18 protein-coding genes are annotated in these 18,559 nt (G+C 70.3%); 9 read left to right on the forward strand and 9 right to left on the reverse strand.

Annotated features, from left to right (window positions below; translation table 11 throughout):
• Position 1: 1 nt before the first annotated feature.
• On the forward strand, positions 2-1,330 hold the full coding sequence (locus ACFYNU_RS37770; RefSeq protein WP_356597011.1) for an ABC transporter substrate-binding protein: 1,329 nt from the start codon (positions 2-4) through the stop codon (positions 1,328-1,330).
• A 58-nt stretch (positions 1,331-1,388) separates the two neighbouring features.
• Here the strand turns inward: ACFYNU_RS37770 and ACFYNU_RS37775 are convergent, their stop codons facing one another.
• Complete coding sequence (locus tag ACFYNU_RS37775) at positions 1,389-2,186, reverse strand: SDR family oxidoreductase (protein WP_356597013.1); 798 nt, start codon at positions 2,184-2,186, stop codon at positions 1,389-1,391.
• A 57-nt stretch (positions 2,187-2,243) separates the two neighbouring features.
• Between ACFYNU_RS37775 and ACFYNU_RS37780 the strand changes: the two genes are divergently transcribed.
• Positions 2,244-2,600, forward strand: coding sequence for a MerR family transcriptional regulator (locus ACFYNU_RS37780; protein WP_356597015.1), 357 nt, complete (start codon positions 2,244-2,246; stop codon positions 2,598-2,600).
• Positions 2,601-2,635: 35 nt separating this feature from the next.
• The gene (locus tag ACFYNU_RS37785; RefSeq protein ID WP_356597017.1) at positions 2,636-3,847 is read left to right on the forward strand and encodes a UDP-N-acetylglucosamine--N-acetylmuramyl-(pentapeptide) pyrophosphoryl-undecaprenol N-acetylglucosamine transferase; all 1,212 of its coding nucleotides are present in this window, start codon (positions 2,636-2,638) and stop codon (positions 3,845-3,847) included.
• On the opposite strand, the gene ACFYNU_RS37790 is transcribed toward ACFYNU_RS37785, so the two are convergent.
• The 5 genes from ACFYNU_RS37790 to ACFYNU_RS37810 form a co-directional block, all read right to left on the reverse strand.
• Positions 3,829-4,263: a low molecular weight protein-tyrosine-phosphatase gene (locus tag ACFYNU_RS37790; RefSeq protein ID WP_356597019.1), complete on the reverse strand. Its 435-nt coding sequence runs from the start codon at positions 4,261-4,263 to the stop codon at positions 3,829-3,831. The genes ACFYNU_RS37785 and ACFYNU_RS37790 overlap by 19 nt on opposite strands.
• On the reverse strand, positions 4,260-5,378 hold the full coding sequence (locus ACFYNU_RS37795) for a DegT/DnrJ/EryC1/StrS family aminotransferase (RefSeq protein ID WP_356597021.1): 1,119 nt from the start codon (positions 5,376-5,378) through the stop codon (positions 4,260-4,262). Before ACFYNU_RS37795 ends, ACFYNU_RS37790 begins: the two co-directional genes overlap by 4 nt.
• Positions 5,375-6,331 carry an ATP-grasp domain-containing protein gene (locus ACFYNU_RS37800; RefSeq protein WP_356597023.1) on the reverse strand — a complete coding sequence of 319 codons (957 nt, stop codon included), beginning with the start codon at positions 6,329-6,331 and terminating at the stop codon, positions 5,375-5,377. Before ACFYNU_RS37800 ends, ACFYNU_RS37795 begins: the two co-directional genes overlap by 4 nt.
• Positions 6,332-6,336: 5 nt before the next feature.
• On the reverse strand, positions 6,337-7,350 hold the full coding sequence (gene rfbB, locus ACFYNU_RS37805; RefSeq protein WP_356597025.1) for a dTDP-glucose 4,6-dehydratase: 1,014 nt from the start codon (positions 7,348-7,350) through the stop codon (positions 6,337-6,339).
• Between the two features lie 297 nt (positions 7,351-7,647).
• Positions 7,648-8,019, reverse strand: a complete 372-nt coding sequence (locus ACFYNU_RS37810; RefSeq protein ID WP_356597027.1) for an ATP-binding protein — start codon at positions 8,017-8,019, stop codon at positions 7,648-7,650.
• 294 nt (positions 8,020-8,313) lie between these two features.
• Between ACFYNU_RS37810 and ACFYNU_RS37815 the strand changes: the two genes are divergently transcribed.
• A complete protein-coding gene (locus tag ACFYNU_RS37815) occupies positions 8,314-9,573 on the forward strand; it encodes an XRE family transcriptional regulator (RefSeq protein WP_356597029.1) in 1,260 nt (419 codons plus the stop codon).
• The gene (locus ACFYNU_RS37820; RefSeq protein WP_356597031.1) at positions 9,543-10,085 is read left to right on the forward strand and encodes a GNAT family N-acetyltransferase; all 543 of its coding nucleotides are present in this window, start codon (positions 9,543-9,545) and stop codon (positions 10,083-10,085) included. Before ACFYNU_RS37815 ends, ACFYNU_RS37820 begins: the two co-directional genes overlap by 31 nt.
• A 73-nt stretch (positions 10,086-10,158) precedes the next feature.
• Here ACFYNU_RS37820 and ACFYNU_RS37825 read toward each other — a convergent pair whose 3' ends face one another.
• The 3 genes from ACFYNU_RS37825 to ACFYNU_RS37835 form a co-directional block, all read right to left on the reverse strand.
• Entirely contained in the window at positions 10,159-11,862 is a 1,704-nt protein-coding gene (locus ACFYNU_RS37825; RefSeq protein ID WP_356597033.1) for a hypothetical protein, read from the reverse strand.
• A gap of 241 nt (positions 11,863-12,103) precedes the next feature.
• Positions 12,104-12,310, reverse strand: coding sequence for an acyl-CoA carboxylase epsilon subunit (locus ACFYNU_RS37830; protein WP_356591768.1), 207 nt, complete (start codon positions 12,308-12,310; stop codon positions 12,104-12,106).
• Positions 12,311-12,319: 9 nt separating this feature from the next.
• The gene (locus tag ACFYNU_RS37835; RefSeq protein ID WP_356591770.1) at positions 12,320-13,915 is read right to left on the reverse strand and encodes an acyl-CoA carboxylase subunit beta; all 1,596 of its coding nucleotides are present in this window, start codon (positions 13,913-13,915) and stop codon (positions 12,320-12,322) included.
• 151 nt (positions 13,916-14,066) lie between these two features.
• Here ACFYNU_RS37835 and ACFYNU_RS37840 point away from each other — a divergent pair, with 151 nt between their 5' ends.
• The 4 genes from ACFYNU_RS37840 (at position 14,067) to ACFYNU_RS37855 (ending at position 18,425) form a co-directional block, all read left to right on the forward strand.
• Entirely contained in the window at positions 14,067-14,945 is an 879-nt protein-coding gene (locus tag ACFYNU_RS37840; protein WP_356591772.1) for a biotin--[acetyl-CoA-carboxylase] ligase, read from the forward strand.
• 198 nt (positions 14,946-15,143) lie between these two features.
• On the forward strand, positions 15,144-16,307 hold the full coding sequence (locus ACFYNU_RS37845) for an adenylate/guanylate cyclase domain-containing protein (RefSeq protein ID WP_356591774.1): 1,164 nt from the start codon (positions 15,144-15,146) through the stop codon (positions 16,305-16,307).
• A gap of 56 nt (positions 16,308-16,363) precedes the next feature.
• A complete protein-coding gene (locus ACFYNU_RS37850; RefSeq protein ID WP_356591776.1) occupies positions 16,364-17,167 on the forward strand; it encodes an enoyl-CoA hydratase-related protein in 804 nt (267 codons plus the stop codon).
• 91 nt (positions 17,168-17,258) lie between these two features.
• Positions 17,259-18,425, forward strand: a complete 1,167-nt coding sequence (locus ACFYNU_RS37855) for a sensor domain-containing diguanylate cyclase (protein WP_356591778.1) — start codon at positions 17,259-17,261, stop codon at positions 18,423-18,425.
• Positions 18,426-18,559 lie beyond the last annotated feature (134 nt).

Here is an 18,559-nt window from a genome sequence, read left to right on the forward strand (position 1 = left end):
CATGACCGGTAGGCAGCAGCGCTCCTCCTCCCCCCGCCCCTTCCACCGGATTCCGGTGGTCCGCGTCTTGTGCACGGTGGCGGCCGGGGCGTCACTGGTCAGCGGATGTGGCGTGCTCCCTGGCGGCCCGGGGGGCTCCAGGGAGCCCGTCACGGTGATGACGTGGGCACCCGAGGGCACCGCCGCCACGAACATGCCGGGCATGCCGGCCATGGCCAAGGCGTTCGCGCGGTGGGTCAACGCGGCAGGCGGGATCGACGGCCACGAGCTGCGCGTGCTGACCTGCAACGAGCGCAACACCTCGGCGGGCGCGGCCGACTGCGCGCGGCTGGCCGCCGACAAGGACGTCACTGCCGTCGTCGGCTCGTACAGCCAGCACGGCAACGCCTTCATGGCGCCGCTGGAGGCGGCCGGGATCCCGTATCTCGGGGGCTACGGGGTGACCGAGCGGGAGTTCTCCAGCTTCGTCTCGTACCCGGTCAACGGCGGCCAGGCGGCGCTCCTGGCCGGCAACGGCATGCAGCTGGGCGGAGAGTGCGGCCCCGTCTCCATCGTGCGGCCCGACACGATCACCGGCGACGCGATGCCCGAACTGCTCAACTCCGGCCTCAGCAAAGGCAAGAAGGACGGCGCGGGCGGCGGCGAGAGCGAGGGCGGCGGCGGGAAGGCGACGGACATCCGGGCCGCCGAGGACGCAACCGACTACACGAAGTCGGCGGAGCGTGCCCGCGAGAACGCGGCCACCGCCGATGACGGCTGTGTCACGGCGGTCCTCGGCGACCGTACGGAAACGTTTTTCGACTCCTACCGCCGGCTGCCCGACACCGGCCGGACCGTCCGTATCTCCTCGGTCCTCGGCAGCGTCGGCCAGCCGCTGGTGGACCGGACGGGCGGCTCGAAGGGCGTCTTCGAGGGGGCGTACGTCACGGGCTGGTACCCGCAGGCGAAGGACCGGGCGTGGCAGCCGATGCGCGACGTGATCCAGAAGCACGCGTTCGGCGACGACTCCATCGACCCTGCGGACCCCGGCGTACAGACCACCTGGATCGCGTACACGGCGCTCAAGTCGGTCATCGAGTCGATCGACCGGGACACGATCTCCTCGGGCACCTTCTCGCACGCGCTGGACAAGGGCGCGAAGGTCGAGACGGGCGGCCTCACCCCCACACTGCGCTGGCGGTACGAGGACATGCTCGGCTCACCCGGCTACCCGCGCATCGTGAACAGCGAGGTGACGTTCCAGGTGGTGCGCGACGGCGAACTGGTGGCGCTGAAGGACGGCTTCGTGGACGTACGGGGCACCCTGAGCGACGCGGGCCGCAGCGCGTAGCGGACCGGGCCGCCCACGGCCGGGCGGGGGGTCTCCCGCCCGGCCGCGGTGGGAGACGTCAGTCCCCGATTCCCTGGCTGAACCCGCCGTCCACGGGCAGTTCCACACCGGTGGTGAAGGTGGCGTCGACCGCCAGGTACAGCGCGGCGGCGGCTATCTCCTCCATGGTGCCTCCCCGGCCCATCGGGGTGGAGCTGTTGCCCTGCTCGATGAACTCGGCTCGCTGCTCCTCGGTCAGCTCGGCGACGCCCATGGTGGGGGTGAGGATGAACCCGGGAGCGATGGCGTTGACCCGGATCTTGCGGGGCAGCAGCTCGGCGGCGAGCACTTTGGTGATGGCGGCGACGGCTTCCTTCGCGCCGGAGTAGGCGCTCAGACCGGGAAAGATACGGTCGTTCGAGACGGTGGTGAAGATGATCGAGCCGCCCTCGGCGACCAGTGGCGCCAGCCGCTGCGCGGTGAAGAAGGCGCCCTTGGCGTTGACGTTGAAGATGCGGTCCCACGATTCCTCGGTGACCTCTTCGAGCGTCTGGAACTCTGCGATGCCCTGATTGATGAACACGTAGTCGACGGTGCCGAACCGTTCGGCGACGTGATCGCCGAGGGCGGCGATGGCGCGGGCGTCGGTGGCGTCGGAGCGCACCGGGTGGGCGAGCGGGGTGCCGAGTGCTTCCTGGGCCTCGGCCAGCCGCCGGTCACTGCGTCCGGTGTAGATCACTTCGGCACCACGGTCGGTCAGGGCCTGGACGATGGCCCGGCCCATCCCGATGGTGCCGCCTGTGATGACGGCTTTCCTGCCCGCGAGGGCCTTCGGGTCGACGGTGGAGGAGTGCTGGGTGCTGTTGCGCGTTGTCATACCCGCACGCTAAAGCTTGACGTTGACGTCAGAGTCAACCTTTCAGGTGGGGGTCATATGTTCATCGGCGAGCTGTCGAGGCGTACGGGTGTCAGCACCAGGGGGCTGCGGTACTACGAGGAGCAGGGGCTGCTGCGACCACAGCGACGCCCCAGCGGCTACCGCGAGTTCGACGAGTCCGACACGGCCACGGTGCGCCGAATCCGGATCCTGCTCGCGGCCGGCCTGAACACCGAACTGATCCGCGAGGTGCTGCCCTGCATGGCCGACGAGGGATCCATCCTGGCCCCGACCTGCGAGGAGATGGCCGAGAACCTCAAACACGAACACGACCGCCTGAGCCACGCCATCGCCCAACTCCAGTCCGCCCACGCCATGCTCGGCTCGATCATCCACGCGGGGCGCAGCGCGTAGGGGCGGGCGCCCGTGAGCCGCGCTAGTCTCCGGGAATGGTTGAACTCCCCCTCCGCGACGGCAGCGATTCGCTCGTACCAACGGCCCCTTTCCGTCTGATGGTTACGGGCGGCGGGACCGGTGGGCATACGTATCCGGCGCTGACGGCACTGCGGGCTCTGCGGGCTCGGCTCAGCCCGCTCGGCAGGGCGGTCGATGTGCTGTGGGTGGGCACGGCCGGTGGCCTGGAGGCCCGGGTCGCGGCCTCGGAAGGCGTCGCTTTCGCCGAGGTCGCGACGGGCAAGATCCGTCGTTCGAAGAATCCGTTGAAGCTGATGTCACCGGCCAACATCAAGGACATGACGAACGTTCCACGCGGCGTCGGCCAGGCGCGCAGGATCGTCTCCGATTTCCGGCCGGACGTGGTGCTCGCCACCGGCGGCTACGTGGCCGTACCGGTCGGTCTGGCCGCGAAGCTGTGCGGCCGGCCCCTGGTGGTGCACGAGCAGACAGTCAGGCTCGGCCTCGCGAACAAGGCGTTGGCGCGGGCTGCGGCGATTGTCGCGGTGTCGTCGGAGTCCACACTCCCGTTACTCCCTGAAACCGCCCGCGCCCACGCTGTGGTGACCGGCAATCCGGTACGGCCCGAGGTGCTGGCGGGGCAGGCGGACAAGGCTGTTCAGGCTCTGTCGCTGACGGGCTTCGACCGCTCGTTGCCCACGATCTATGTGACCGGCGGGGCCCAGGGCTCCGCGCAGATCAATGGAACCGTCGGCGGAATCCTGCCGTGGCTGTTGGGGCACGCGAACGTCATCCACCAGTGCGGTGAGGCCAATGTGGCAGCCGTACGGGAAGCAGCGGGGGCGCTGCCCCCCGAACTGGCCGGGCGTTACCACCTGACGGGATTCGTGAGCGGTGAACTGCCCGACGTGCTGGCTCTGGCGGATGTCGTGGTCTCCCGCAGCGGCGCCGGGACGATCGCCGAACTGACCGCGTTGGGCAAAGCCGGGGTGTTCATCCCGCTGGCCTCGTCAGCCGGTAACGAACAGGCCCACAACGCTCGCCATTTGCAGGAAGCCGGTGCCGCTGTCGCCCTGTTGGACGAGGTGTCGCCGGCAGCTCTGCGGGCGGCCGTCGAACCGCTGTTGAACGACCAGGCTCGGCGCGAGGGCATCGCCGAGCGGGCGCGGGCACACGGCCGCCCCGACGCGGCGGACCGACTGGTCGACGCTCTGCTGTCCGCGGCGGGTCAGCCATCGGGGAGCTGAAGGTGCCGGGCGGCCCCGGCGACGACCACTTCTACGCAGCGGTCGAACGCGTCGCCGGGTCGTCCGAACGGGTCCGCCACATCACGGTCACCGAGGTACAACTTGATTCGCCCGAAGGTGTGCTCGTCGGCCAACTCGCAAAGCGCCGCGAGATTCGAGGCGTCCATGGCCAGAATGATGTCGGCCCAGCGCATCAGGTCGAGGTCCACCTGGCGCGCGCGGTGCCCGCTCAGGTCGTAACCGTGGCGTGCGGCGGCCGTCAGTATGAACGGGTGAGCCGGTCGGCCCGCCCAATTGTCGCGGATACCCGCGGACCGCACCTCGACAGTCTCGCCTCCGAGTTGGGCCAGAACTTCGGCTGCGACGGGCGAGCGGCAGATGTTGCCGTAACACACGGTCAGGATGCGTCGGGTCATCGAAGGCCCTCCAGGGACTGGTCCAGCATGGACACCACGTCGGTCGCTTCCGCAGCCGTCATGGCCGGGTGGAAGGGCAGGCTCATGATCTCTCCGGCGATCTGCTCCGTGACGGGCAGTTCTCGCCGCCACCGGGCGAACGCCGGCTGAAGGTGGTTGGGCGGGTAGTGCACGCCGACGCCGATGTGCCGGTCGCGCAGGGCGGCATGCACCGAGTCACGTTCACCGATGCGTACGACGCAGTTGAAGGGCACCGTACGATCGATGTCGACGTCGATCAGGTCCACGCCGAGATCTGCCAGACCGGCCGCGTATGCCCGCCACAGTTCTTGTCTCCGCCTTGCGATCGCGGAGAACTGTCGTAATTGAACGATTCCGACCGAGGCATGCACGTCCGACATGGTCGCGCGCAGTCCGAACCGCGCGACATCGTATGTCGTGGCACGGACACGCCGAGCCTGCGGCTGAGTGATGCCGAGGGTGCGTAACTCCCTTAGAACATCCGCTTCTTCAGGAGTCCGGGGAACGATGGCGCCGCCCTCGATGCACGTCAGATTCTTGATCGGGCCGAAACTGAAGCAGGTCAGGTCTCCGGTCCCGCCGACGCGTACGGCGCCGATGTACGAGCCGAAGGCGTGCGCGGCGTCCTCGATGACGCTGATGCCCCGCTCACTCAGTACTGGGCGGACATCCGCCAGATCGACCGCCCGGCCACCGTAGAACACCGGCATGACCGCGCGAGTCGCCCGGGTGAGGGCGTCGCGTACCCCGTTGCTGTCGACGCACAAAGTGCGGGGGCTCACGTCGATGAAGCGCGGGACGGCACCGACGGCCATGATTGCCTGGATCGTCGCGCAGAACGTCTGGGACGGAACGATCACCTCGTCGTCCGGTCCGACATCGGCGGCAAGCAGGGAGAGTTGGAGAGCGGCGGTGCCGGATGCGACGGCCACCACGTCGGGGACGCCGAGGTAACGGGCAACCTCGGCCTCGAACTGCTCGGTGAGTTCGGCGTGCCCGTACTGGCCGTCGCGCAGGGCCTGGGCCGCCGCTTCGAACTCCGGCCCGTGCAAGTACGGGCGCGCGTTGCGGCTCACCGCGGTGGACAGAGTCATTGGATTCCCCTGTTCTCCAGGCTCAGTGTCTCGAAGTACTTGGTCAGGTACACCCCGGACTCGTAGGTCAACCGGTCATGATCGACGGGAAGTCCGTACAGGCCGTTCACGCTCTGCTCCACAAGGTGGGCGCCGGCCGCCTCGGCGCACAGGAACGCACCCGCGATCCGGGCGTTGATCTCGGTGAGGTTGACGGCGTCGCCGGAGACGAACCCCTGCACGCAACACACGCCGCTCATGCCGACCGCAGCCAGAGCCTGTTTCACGAGGTCGGCCACCGGTCGGCTGTGGAAGGTGGCCGACACCATCGACAGCCCGGCTTTCACCACGAGCCGCCACCGCAGGATCACCGAGGCACGGCCGGAACGGTCGATGAGGCAGTCGGCGGTGAACTCACGCCCCGTGAGGTGTTCTTGCACGATCGGGTGAGGTACCAGTTCGCACAGAACGCGTGCCTGTTGCCGCGTACGGCAGACGTGCACGTCCTTCGCGCCCTGGCCTCTACGCGGCTTGACGACAAGCAGGCCGTCCGGCAGACCGTCGATTCCCGCAGGTCCCGCACTGCGCGGTGTGGGGATGGCACACCGCGTCATGACCTCGTGGAACCGTGCCTTGTCCGCGCACGCTTGCACCGCGCGTAATTCGGGCAGCCAGGTGCGTACCCCCAGGACTTCCAGTGGTCCGCGCAGTGCGATCAGGGCGGGCAGTTCGGCCTCGACGGTGGACAGTAGCCCGGTGGGGCGCAGCGTGCGGCACAGATGAAGCAGCCGAGCCCCGTACTCGGAATGGTCGGCAGGTGGCAGTGTGCGGGGTTTGACGCCTTCCAGCGCGAGCCCGCAGGCGAGCGGGTCACAGTCGGCACCGATGACCTCACAGCCGAGCTGCGTCAACGTGCGGGCGAGATCGAAGCCGGGGGCGCCGCCGACGCCCGTGACGAGGATGCGTCTGGTCATGGTCCTCACACCCCTGCGTGACCGGGAACGTGCATCCGCGCCACGAGTGCGTGCGGATTGCGCAGCAAGGGTGCCCATCGGCCGGGGTTCGCCCGGTACCAGGCCACCGTAGTTTCGATCCCTTCCACCATCGCGCGGTTGGGCCGATAACCGAGAGTGGTGGTGATCTTTGAGCAGTCCAGGGCGTACCGCAGGTCGTTCGCCTGCCGGTCCGGCACATAGGTCACCACGTCCCAGTCGGCGTCGCACGCCCGCAGGATCAGCTGGGTCAGCTCCTTGTTCGTCAAGTCCGTGCCGCCGCCGATGTTGTAGACCTCTCCCGGCACACCTGAACGCAGTACGAGTTCGATGCCGGCGCAGTTGTCCTCGACGTGGAGCCAATTGCGCACGTGCTGGCCCCGGCCGTGAAGGGTTACGGGCTCACCCTTCAGAAGCCGGGTCACGAACAGGGGGATGATCTTTTCGGGGTGTTGGCAGGGGCCGTAGTTGTTCGACGACCTGGTGACACAGACCGGGAGCCCGTACGTCTGGAAGTAGGACAGCGCCACCAGATCACTCGCGGCCTTCGACGCCGCGTAGGGAACGCTCGGCCGCAGCGGCGCCGACTCGTCGGCGGCGCCTGTCAGCAGCGGCCCGTACACCTCGTCGGTGGAGACATGGACGAACTTGCGCACTCCGAGCCTGAACGCGGCATCCAGGAGTGTGCGAGTGCCGAGGACGTTCGTGGTCAGGAAGTTTCCCGACTCGTAGAAAGATCGGTCGACATGGGACTCCGCCGCGAAGTGGACGATCTCGCTGTGCCGGCGTACGAGATCACCCACCAGCCGGGCGTCGAGGATGTTCCCCTCGACCAGATTCAGTTTGGCGTCGAGGAACGCCTCCCCGAGATTCTCGATATGCCCCGCGTAGGTCAAGGCGTCCAGAACCGTGACCGCGGCCACGTCGTCCGACCGGAGAAGGCGTTTGACGAAGTGCGATCCGATGAAGCCCGCACCTCCTGTGACGAGTACTGCTCGCATGTCACTCCTTGATTGACGAACCGCCAGATCACTGCTGGAGCTGCACAGATTCCACGCCCGTACGGCACCCGGCTGTGGTCATCCCCGAGCCGCGGTGGCCGCGATCAAGGCGAGGAGAAGACCCACGGCGCTGAGGTAGGTGCAGAAGGCGTGCACCAGTACGGGATGTTCGCGGCTCACGGACCTGAGAACCGCGAGAACACGGACGAGACGGTGGTAGCGGGTACGACGTGGCCGGCCGGGGTCAGGCACGTACACGGCGCTCGCCCTTCCCGGGGCTCCGGCTGTCTCCAGGCATCAGAGAGCCACCGGCCGGACCGGGACCGTGCACCAGGTGCAGGTTCCTTTCCTGCCCCACTCGCGGGCGAAGAAGGCGACAAGACGCATGCCACGCCCGCCTTCGTCGTCGGGCCCCGCCTCCCGTACCTCGGGGAAGCCGGACGTGTGATCGTCCACTTCAATCAACACTTCGCCGGCCGGGTCGCATGTGAGTTGGAACGAGACCGAGTCGGCATTCCCGTGCACGACGGCGTTGGTCACGATCTCACTGACCAGCAGTTGCACCGTCTCAACCGTTTCGCGGTCATCGACACCTGCCTCGGCAAGTACGGAGGCCGTGACACGACGTGCGGTCCCCACATGCCTGGGACGGGCGTCGAAAACAATCACAGCCTGCACGGTCCCTGTCGGTCCTCTCCAGGTCGCCATCTCGTCAGCCGCCGGGCCGGTGCCGGGAGAAGCCGGTGAAGGGCGGGCGGATAGGCCAGGAGCACGGTGTGCCAGTGGCATCAGAAACACGGGGATTCCTCCGAGAACTGATTACGGCGGTATTGGGGGACGAGACGATTTCACCCTCACCCCATCGCTCGGAGCCAGGCGAATTTCTGAGTGGATCCCAACGTGCCCCGGTGATTTTTACCTTCGAGGTGTCGACCTGGTGGAGCACACCGCTACCGTGCGCTGGTGGGAGAAAACCGCGAACTCGCCGAGGCAATGGCCGAGTGTCGGGTGGGGCAGGCGGAGTTGGCCAGACGTGTCAACGCTGAGATCGAGCTGCTGACTGACCGGCCGGGTCATGTCACCGACCGGGATGTCCGCCGATGGTTGACCGGTGAAACCCGTTGGCCTCAAGCGAAACAGCGATTGTGCATCGAGAGAATTCTGGGGCGTTCGGCTGTCGACCTAGGTTTCGCCCCCCGGTCCAAGAACACGGCACAGACCCTTCCGGAGGATCCCTTGCACCGCCGCGCCTTCATCGCATCCGCAACAGGAGCGGCGATGTCCGTCACCCCCGCGAGTGGTGTCGCACGCTCACGTCTCGGTCAGGGCGATGTGGACCGCTTCCGTGCCGAGTACGCCGAGATCATTGCCAAGGACCAGGCCCTGGGCGGGGCACAGAACGTCGAGAACCACGCTGCGGAACTGGCTGTGCGGATCAAGTCCTCGCTGGCGGGGGGAGGCACGGCCACTCCCAGAGTGCGCGCGAAGTTGTACCGCTTGGCGTCCGACGTAACTTGTTCCGCGGCCTTCGCCGCCATCGATGCCCGGGCCCGCACCCGGGCTCGTAGCCACCTCGACTCGGCCATCACCTTCGCGGGGCTCTCCGGAGACAGCGAGACCCAGTACCACGTCTGGAACCACCTCGCGATGGTCGCCGGCCAGCGCTACGACTTCGCCGAAGTCTCCGCCGCCACCGACGCGGCCAAAGGCTTGGCCATCGCGAGGAAGGACCCGCTGTACGCCTCCCTGGCGTACGTGCGAAGTGCACACGCCTGCGCGGGCAGCGGTGACCGAAGCGCGGCCCTCAGGGCGCTCAGTGCCGCTGAACGCTGCTTCGGCAGACAGGCGGACATGGAGCGGCCTCCGTGGATCAATTTCTATGACCAGGCCGAACTCGACGGACTCACGTCGATCGTGTGGCTACGCCTGGAAGAACCCGACCGCGCGGAGTTCCATCTCCACCGCGCGCTCGGTGCCATCCGCCCCGACCGTATTCGCAACCGGGCGTACTACACCGCTCACCTGTCGCTGGCCCAGGCCCGACAGGGTGACCTCGAGTTGGCCTGCCACACCGGAGAGCGAACAGTCGATCTGCTGAACATGGTGCGCGGATCGAAGCGGACGACCGACACCTTGGCCGACGTACGCCGACTCGTGGTGTCGTCGGGATCGACCGAGCCGAGCATCGTGGAATGGACGGAAAGGTCACAGGCATGGATCTGAAAAGGTACTCACACGAGGACGCGTCCGATGTGCGCGAGATGCTCCTCGACATGCACGACGCCGTCTACGACGGCGGGGAGGACCGCTTTCACGAACGCGAGCGCTTCGCCTGGTTCGTCGATCACTGGAGCGGCAAGGCGACTTGGTCGTGCGTCGCCGGCTTTGAGGACGGGGTGCCGACCGGGTTCGCCTACGGGGCGGTCTTTGGTCCCGGGGGCTGGTGGAAGGGCTCCCGGCGGCCCCCCTCGGTCGCCCCGGAGTCGACGGCCTTCGCCCTGTCCGAACTCATGGTGATGGAGAGGTGGCGGAAGACCGGTGTCTCCACCCTGCTCCATGAAGCGCTGGTGGACGGTCGCGACGACGATGTCGCAACGCTCCTGGTCGACAGAACTCACCCCCGAGTGCGCGCGCTCTACGAGTCCTGGGGATACGAGACCGTCGGCGAACAGCAGCCGTTCGAGGACTCGCCCGTCTACTCGATCATGGTCAAGAGGCTCAGGCTCCCCGGCTGAGGACGCAGGCCTGCCGGCCTCCCCCGACCGCCGCCGTGAGGCCGGGGCGGGGGCGGTCCAGGGGGCCGGGAGGTCACAGTTCCGTCGGGGCGCGCTTCGTGAGGCCGTACTTGGTGGCGATGCCGTTCCACAGGCCCGACGCCTTCTGCTTCGCCGCCGTCGCCTCGCCGCTCGCGTGGTTGCCCTCCTGGGCCGCCTTCGTCGTGCGGGCCTTGCCGTCCTTGCAGCCCTTCTTCGTCTTCGCCTCGCCCGCCCACGTCGCGTAGTGGTCGTCCGCCGACGCGGACGCCTGCCAGGCCTCGGTCAGCGAGGACGACAACTGACCGTGCTGCGGCAGCTTGTCGAGGCTGAGTTCCTTGAGCCGGGTGACCAGGTCGCGGCGCTGGTCGGCCGCGCCCTGGAGGTCGGAGACGGCCTTGTCCAGGTTCTGACAGGTCTTGATGGACTCGACCGCGCTGATCACCGCCGCCCGGCTGTCGTTGCTCTCGGCGAGGAGCTTGTCCAGCTCCTCGGCCTGCGGCTTGGCGGGGTCGGCCGCGGCCTCGTCGCCGCCCGGGGCGGACGGTGAGGACTCCGACGACACGGTCTGGTTGTTGTCCTGCTTCTTCGAGTCGTCGCCGCTCATCAGCCAGCCGGCGCCGAGTCCGAGGACGGCGCAGCCGACCACGACGGCGGCGATCAGCGGGAGCGGGGAGGACTTGCGGCGCCCGGCGGCCCGGCCCTGCGGGCCCGCGGGCTCCTGCGGCTGGGTGTAGGCGGGCTGGGCGTACGGGGGCGGCTGGGCGCCGCCCTGCGGGGCGCCACGGCCCCGGACCGGACCCGGGCCGGGCCGGCCCGCGCCGGTGTCGAAGTGCGGCAGTTGCTGGGTCTCGTCGGGCGCCGTCGGCCCGCCGGGCGCCTCCGTACGGAAGAGGCTGTCGAACTCGGCGGGCGGCTGGCGGTCGCCGGGGGCGCCGGGCCGGATGCCGTACGGCGCGCCGGGGGGCGCGGCCGGGATGTCGTTGGGGCCCCCGGCCGGGACGGGCGCGATGAACTGCGTGGCGTCCGCGTCGGAGGTGCCCTGCTGGGGCGCGGCGGGCCGGCCGGTGCCGAGGTACTGGGTGGAGTCGGCGGGGCGCTCGGGGGGCAGCCCGCCGGGGTTCTGGCCCTGCTGGTACTGCGGCACCGGCGGTATGAACTGCGTGGCGTCCGCGGCTCCGGCGGCGGGCACCGGCGGTATGAACTGGGTGGCGTCGGCGGCACCGGCCGGGGGCACCGGCGGCAGGTACTGCGTCGCGTCCGCGCTGCCGCCGGGAGGCGGCGACGGCGTCTCGGCGGGCAGCGGCTGCCCGCCGTACGCCCCGCCCTGCGGCGGCCCGTACTGCTGCTGCGGTTCCTGATGCGGGGGCTGCGGCTGCGCGGGCGGCAGTGGCTGCGGCTGGTACGACGGCTGGTACTGCTGCTGAGGGTCCTGGTACTGCTGCTGCGGCTGCTGGGGCTCCTGCGGATAGCCGTAACCGCCGCCGCCCCCGCCTCCGTACGCCCCCTGCGCCTGGTACGCCCCGTAGCCACCCGGGTCCTGTCCGGGCTGCTCCGGCTCGGCCCCCGGCTGTGGTGCTCCCGGGCCCCAGGGCTGCCCCCACGGCTGCCCGCCGGCCGGGCCTGCCTGGTCGGCCGGGACCGGCGCCTGGGCGCCGGGCAGCACGGGGGGACCACCGTCGGCGGGCAGCACGATGCCTTCGTGCGCGGGCCGAGCGGCAGGCGACTGCGGCTCGTCCCTTTGTCCGCTTTGCGTCACCGGGACTCCTAGTGTGGACCTACGGAATCGTCAGTTCACGCTACCGGGTGAATCAGCGGCCCTGCTACGCGCCTGGAACCAGTCACCAACCGCCTGTTCAAGACAACCGCCGATGACGCGGAACGACGGGACCGGCCCGCACCCCGCGCCACCAGCCGCCGCGCCGTGGGGGGGGGGGGGGGGGGGGGGGGCCCCCCCCCCCCCCCCCCCCCCCCCCCCCCGGCCTGGCCGAAAGACGGCTTCAGCCGGGCCAGTACGTGCGCGCCCACGCCCGCGGGCCGGCCCGGTGGGTGTCGCGGCGGGCGATACGGGCCGGGTCCGACCAGCCCGGCGGGGGCGGCGGGGTGGTCGGTGCGGCCTCGGCCTGCGCCGCCGCACGGGCCCGGACCACCGCGAGTGCGGCGGCCAGCTCCTCCGGCGTCGGGTTTCCTCGTACGACCTTGATCATGCCGTCCTCCTAAAGAGGGATGTTGCCGTGCTTCTTCGGCGGCAGGCTCTCGCGCTTCGTACGCAACTGCCGCAGCCCCTTGACCAGATGCGCCCGTGTCTCGTGCGGCAGGATGATCGCGTCGACGTAGCCGCGCTCGGCCGCCACGTACGGGTTCAGCAGCGCGTCCTCGTACTCCGCGATCAGACCGGCGCGCGTCGCCTCCTGGTCCTCGGCGGCGGCGATCGTACGCCGGTGCAGGATGTTGACCGCGCCCTGCGCGCCCATCACCGCGATCTGCGCCGTCGGCCAGGCCAGATTGAGGTCGGCGCCCAGATGCTTGGAGCCCATGACGTCGTACGCGCCGCCGAACGCCTTCCGGGTGATCACCGTGATCAGCGGGACGGTCGCCTCCGCGTACGCGTAGATCAGCTTGGCGCCGCGCCGGATGATGCCGCCGTACTCCTGGTCGACACCCGGCAGGAAGCCCGGCACGTCCACGAACGTGACGACCGGGATGTTGAACGCGTCGCAGGTCCGTACGAACCGCGCCGCCTTCTCCGAGGCGTTGATGTCCAGACAGCCCGCGAACTGCATCGGCTGGTTGGCGACGATGCCGACCGGATAGCCCTCGACCCGGCCGAAGCCCGTGATGATGTTCGGCGCGAACAGCGCCTGCGTCTCCAGGAACTCGGCGTCGTCCAGCACATGCTCGATGGCGGTGTGCATGTCGTACGGCTGGTTCGCCGAGTCCGGGATGAGCGTGTCCAGCTCCAGGTCCTCGGCGGTGGGCTCAAGTTCGGCGGCCTCCGGGAAGGCGGGCGGCTCGGAGAGATTGTTCGAGGGCAGATACGACAGCAGCGACTTCACGTACTCGACGGCGTCCTTCTCGTCACCCGCCATGTGGTGCGCGACGCCCGACGTCGTGTTGTGCGTACGCGCCCCGCCCAACTCCTCGAAGCCCACGTCCTCGCCGGTGACCGTCTTGATCACATCGGGTCCGGTGATGAACATGTGCGACGTCTGGTCGACCATCACCGTGAAGTCGGTGATCGCGGGCGAGTAGACGGCGCCGCCCGCGCACGGCCCCACGATCAGGCTGATCTGCGGCACGACACCCGAGGCGTGCACATTGCGGCGGAAGATCTCCGCGAACAGACCGAGCGCGACCACGCCCTCCTGAATACGGGCGCCGCCGCCGTCGTTGATGCCGACGACCGGGCAGCCGGTCTTCAGCGCGAAGTCCATGACCTTGACGATCTTCTCGCCGTACACCTCGCCGAGCGAACCGCCGAAGATCGTGAAGTCCTGCGAGTAGACGCAGACCGGGCGGCCGTCGACGGTGCCGTAACCCGTCACGACACCGTCTCCGTAGGGACGGTTCTTCTCGATCCCGAAGTTGGTGGAGCGGTGCCGGGCGAACTCGTCCAGCTCGACGAACGACCCCTCGTCCATAAGGAGGTCGATCCGCTCGCGGGCCGTCAGCTTGCCCTTGGCGTGCTGCTTCTCCACCGCCCGTGCGGAGCCCGCGTTCGTGGCCTCCTCGATACGGCGCTGGAGATCCGCGATCTTGCCCGCGGTGGTGTGGCTGTGCTCTGTTCCGCGGGCGATTTCCGGCTCGGACATGGGGATGCGGCTCCCTGCGGGTCTGCGGGTCTGCGGATCTGTTGTTCTGCGGCTCGGCGTGTGGCTACTGATCCGTAGCGTATCGGCGGGCCCGGCGTTCGGCAGTGCGTCGTTGACCACACCGTCGTGGACCCCACCTACGCTTGCCCGCATGACCGACCAGAACGCCGCGGGCAGCCGCTGGACCGATCTCGAACGCCCGCCGCTCAACACCACCGCCCTGCGGCGGGGGCTGATCGTCCCGGGACGACTGTGGACGTCGCTCGACGTCGTCACGGCGACGGGATCCACCAACACCGACCTCGCCGCCCGCGCGGACAGCCTCCCCGAAGGGGCGGTGCTGGTCGCCGAGGAGCAGACCCAGGGGCGCGGGCGGCTGGACCGCGCGTGGTCGGCGCCCGCCCGGTCCGGGCTGTTCCTCTCCGTACTGCTGCGGCCGGGACCTGACGTACCCGTGGCGCGCTGGGGGTGGCTGCCGCTGCTCACCGGTGTCGCCGTGGCGACGGCCGTCGCACGGGCGGCGGGCGTGGACACGGCCCTGAAGTGGCCCAACGACCTCCTGGTGACCGTCGGCGGCAAGGAGGGCGACGGGGCGGCCAAGGAGGAGCGCAAGGCGGGCGGCATCCTCGCGGAGCGCGTGGGGGACGACGCGGTGGTCGTCGGCATCGGCCTCAACGTCAGCCTCACCGAGTCGGAGCTGCCCGTCCCCGGCGCCGGCTCGCTCGCCCTCGCGCACGCCGTGTCCCTCGACCGCGACCCGCTGCTGCGGGCCGTGCTGCGCGGGCTGGAGCGCTGGTACGGCACATGGCGGGACGCCGCGGGCGACCCGGCCGCCTCGGGGCTCCAGGAGGCGTACGCGGCGGGCTGCGCGACGCTGGGGCGCGCGGTGCGGGCAGAGCTGCCCGGGGAACGGCAGCTGCTGGGCGACGCGATGGCGATCGACGGGGACGGGCGGCTGGTGATCGCGACGGAAGGCGGCGGCCAGGAGGCGGTGGGCGCCGGGGACGTGGTGCACCTGCGCGCGCTCTGACGGGCGCGGGCCGCGCCCGCTCACACGGCCCGGCGGGGGCTTCCCGGCACCTTCCCGGCGCCCGTTCGCGGCCCCTCCGCCCCCCGTTCCACGACTACCCGCAACGGCGACCCCGACAGCCCCGACCTGCCGTATCGTTGAGGCGACCCACGACAGATCGGCAGGGGCAGTGCGCAGGGAACGGGCAGGAGGCGGCTGGTGACGGTCGACGACACGACCTCCGGTGGTGGGGACGAAAAGCCGCCGTCGGACTCCTCCGGTCACCCCACCCCGCACCACGCCGTCGACCACACGGCCGAGCCGACCGACGACCCCCTCGCCATCCGGCTCGAACAGCTGATCCTGGGCGCCGAGCGCCGTTACACGCCCTTCCAGGCCGCCCGCACCGCCGGTGTCTCGATGGACCTCGCCTCCCGCTTCTGGCGGGCCATGGGCTTCGCGGACATCGGCCAGGCACGCGCCCTCACCGAGGCCGACGTCCTCGCGCTGCGCCGCCTCGCCGGTCTCGTCGAGGCCGGGCTGCTGAGCGAGCCGATGGCGATCCAGGTCGCCCGGTCGACCGGGCAGACCACCGCCCGGCTGGCCGAATGGCAGATCGATTCCTTCCTCGCCGGGCTGACGGAACCGCCCGAGCCCGGAATGACGCGGACCGAGGTCACGTATCCCCTGGTCGAGCTGTTGCTCCCGGAGCTGGAGGAGTTCCTGGTGTACGTGTGGCGGCGCCAGCTCGCCGCCGCCACCGGACGCGTCGTCCAGGCCGCCGACGACGAGGAGATGGTCGACCGCCGGCTCGCCGTCGGCTTCGCGGACCTCGTCGGCTTCACCCGGCTGACCCGCCGTCTTGAGGAGGAGGAGCTGGGCGAGCTGGTGGAGGCGTTCGAGACGACCTGCGCCGACCTGGTGGCCGCGCACGGCGGCCGGCTCATCAAGACCCTCGGTGACGAGGTCCTGTACGCCGCCGACGACGCGGGCACGGCCACGGAGATCGCGCTGCGGCTCATCGAGACCATGACGCACGACGAGTCGATGCCGGCGCTGCGCGTGGGTATCGCGTTCGGCACCGTCACCACCCGGATGGGCGACGTCTTCGGCAACACCGTGAATCTCGCGAGCCGGCTCACCTCGATAGCTCCGAAGGACGCGGTCCTGGTCGACGGGGCCCTCGCCGAGGAGCTGATCCGCACCGGTGACACCCCGGCGTCCGAGGCCGAGGCGGTGGAGCAGGCAGCCGCCGCCGAGAAGGACGGCGAGGAGCCGCCCGCGTACCGCTTCGCCATACAGCCGATGTGGCAGCGGCCGGTGCGCGGTCTGGGCGTCGTGGAGCCGTGGCTGCTGACGAGGCGGCCCAAGCCGGAGGCCTGACGGGCGCCGCCTATGATCCCGGTCAACGATCGTTAACCGGGAAGCGGGTGGGTGCGGTGGGCGCAGGGGAAGAACAGCGGTTCGGGGAATTCGTCGCGGTACGGCGGCACGACCATGTGGCCGAGCTGGTGCTCGACCGGCCGAAGGCCATGAACGCGGTGTCGACCGAGATGGCGCGCTCCATCGGCGCGGCCTGCGCGGCGCTGGCCGCGGACCGGGACGTACGCGTCACCGTCGTCACCTCGACCCACGCGCGCGCCTTCTGCGTCGGCGCGGACCTCAAGGAGCGGAACTCGCTGAGCGACGCCGAGCTGGTACGGCAGCGGCCGACCGCCCGCGCGGCGTACACCGGCGTACTGGAACTCCCGATGCCGACCGTCGCCGCCGTCCACGGCTTCGCCCTCGGCGGCGGATTCGAGCTGGCGCTCTCCTGCGACCTGATCGTCGCCGACCCCACGGCGGTCGTCGGGCTGCCCGAGGTGTCGGTCGGCGTGATCCCCGGCGGCGGCGGTACGCAACTGCTGCCGCGCCGCGTCGGGGCCGCTCGCGCCGCCGAACTCATCTTCACCGCACGGCGGTTGGCGGCCTCCGAGGCGCACGAGCTGGGCCTGGTCGACCAGCTGGTGGGCGAGGCGGCCGACCGTGCCGAGGCGCTGGCCCTGGCCTCCCGTATCGCCGCGAACTCGCCGGTCGGACTCCGCGCGGCGAAGCGCGCCCTGCGGCTCGGACACGGGCTGGATCTGCGGGCGGGCCTGGAGGTCGAGGACGCGGCGTGGCGGTCGGTGGCCTTCTCCGGGGACCGTACGGAGGGTGTGGCGGCGTTCAACGAGAAGCGGAAGCCGCAGTGGCCCGGCGAGTAGCGTGTGTGGCTTTCCGTCGGGTTGTGGACGGAGAGTGACGACCCCTCGCTCCAAGTGATCAAATCACCCCAAAACACCCTAAGGTGGGGTGATGGGAGAGGACGTACGGCTACGGGCCGTGGTGGAGCTTGCCCAGGCCATGGCCTCGGCGCACACCCCGCACGAGTCCTGGCGGGCCGCGGCGCTCGGCGCGCGTGACGCGCTGGCCGGCAGCTTCGCCGCGCTGTCCGTGTGGGAGCGGGATCTCGGGCAGCTCAAGGTCCTGGTGAACGCGGGGGATCTGGCGGAGGGGGAGGAGGAGTTCCCCGAGGACGAGTCGTACCCCGTGCACCGGTTCCCCGAGATCGCGGAGTTCCTGCACGAACGGTGGGCGGGCGGCGGCGAACCCAACGCGTGGGTCGAGACGGTCGACGGCCCGGCCGCCGCGGCCGGCGAGCCCGGCTACTGCCACCAGCGGGTCGCCGCGCTGCGCAGACGGCGCCGGGGGAGCTGCGTCGTCGCGCCGATCGTGCTGCACGGGCGGGCGTGGGGGGAGCTGTACGTGGCGAGGCCGCTCGGGGTGCCGGTCTTCGCGCGCGCCGACGCGGACTTCGCGACCGTCATCGCGTCGGTCGTGGCGTCGGGGATCGCGCAGACGGAACGGCTCGAAGAGGTCCGCCGGCTGGCCTTCACGGACCCCCTGACGGGCCTCGCGAACCGCCGTGCGGTCGACATGCACCTCGACGAGGCGGTCGCGCTGCACCGTACGGACGGGACGGTCGTCAGCCTCGTCGTCTGCGACCTCAACGGCCTCAAGCGGGTGAACGACACCCACGGGCACGCGGTCGGCGACCGGCTGCTGGAACGATTCGGCTCGCTGCTCTCCGTCTCCGGGGCGCGCCTGCCGGGAGCACTGGCGGCGCGGCTGGGCGGCGACGAGTTCTGTCTGCTCACGGTGGGGCCGTCGGCGGACGAGGTGGTCGCGGTCGCGGACGAACTCTGCCGCCGGGCCGCGGAGTTGGAGCTGGGGGAGGGGGTGGCGTGCGGGATCGCGTCGACGGGGGACGCGATCGGTCCGCTGAAGTCGGCGCGGCGCCTGTTCCGCCTCGCGGACGCGGCGCAGTACCGCGCGAAGGCGGCGCGGTCGGTGGGGCCGGTGGTGGCGGGGCGGGACGGCGGGGTGGTCCGGCTGGCGGACGAGCCGCCACGGCCGCCGGATGCGGGGGAGAGGCGGCGGTTCCGGGGGATGCCGCGGGTTCCTCCCGGGGGGGTTGGCTGAACGGGGTCGCGGGTTCGCCTCCGGCGCGGGTTGCGGGTTGCGGGGTTCGCCTGCGGCGCGCTGGGTGGGTTGCTGTTCGTGGTGGGGGGCGGGGTGCGGGGTCTTCGGAGGGGGGTGTCCGGACGGCGTGACTT

The organism is Streptomyces sp. NPDC006643, from assembly GCF_042870175.1.
Lineage (GTDB): Bacteria > Actinomycetota > Actinomycetes > Streptomycetales > Streptomycetaceae > Streptomyces.

Bases quoted from the DNA above. Each gene is read 5' to 3' on its own strand.
- ACFYNU_RS37775 (WP_356597013.1), bottom strand. From the start codon at position 2,186: ATGACAACGCGCAACAGCACCCAGCACTCCTCCACCGTCGACCCGAAG.
- ACFYNU_RS37790 (WP_356597019.1), bottom strand. From the start codon at position 4,263: ATGACCCGACGCATCCTGACCGTGTGTTACGGCAACATCTGCCGCTCG.
- ACFYNU_RS37785 (WP_356597017.1), top strand. From the start codon at position 2,636: ATGGTTGAACTCCCCCTCCGCGACGGCAGCGATTCGCTCGTACCAACG.
- ACFYNU_RS37820 (WP_356597031.1), top strand. From the start codon at position 9,543: ATGGACGGAAAGGTCACAGGCATGGATCTGAAAAGGTACTCACACGAG.
- ACFYNU_RS37835 (WP_356591770.1), bottom strand. From the start codon at position 13,915: ATGTCCGAGCCGGAAATCGCCCGCGGAACAGAGCACAGCCACACCACC.
- ACFYNU_RS37830 (WP_356591768.1), bottom strand. From the start codon at position 12,310: ATGATCAAGGTCGTACGAGGAAACCCGACGCCGGAGGAGCTGGCCGCC.
- rfbB (WP_356597025.1), bottom strand. From the start codon at position 7,350: ATGCGAGCAGTACTCGTCACAGGAGGTGCGGGCTTCATCGGATCGCAC.
- ACFYNU_RS37780 (WP_356597015.1), top strand. From the start codon at position 2,244: ATGTTCATCGGCGAGCTGTCGAGGCGTACGGGTGTCAGCACCAGGGGG.
- ACFYNU_RS37770 (WP_356597011.1), top strand. From the start codon at position 2: ATGACCGGTAGGCAGCAGCGCTCCTCCTCCCCCCGCCCCTTCCACCGG.
- ACFYNU_RS37800 (WP_356597023.1), bottom strand. From the start codon at position 6,331: ATGACCAGACGCATCCTCGTCACGGGCGTCGGCGGCGCCCCCGGCTTC.
- ACFYNU_RS37795 (WP_356597021.1), bottom strand. From the start codon at position 5,378: ATGACTCTGTCCACCGCGGTGAGCCGCAACGCGCGCCCGTACTTGCAC.
- ACFYNU_RS37855 (WP_356591778.1), top strand. From the start codon at position 17,259: ATGGGAGAGGACGTACGGCTACGGGCCGTGGTGGAGCTTGCCCAGGCC.
- ACFYNU_RS37840 (WP_356591772.1), top strand. From the start codon at position 14,067: ATGACCGACCAGAACGCCGCGGGCAGCCGCTGGACCGATCTCGAACGC.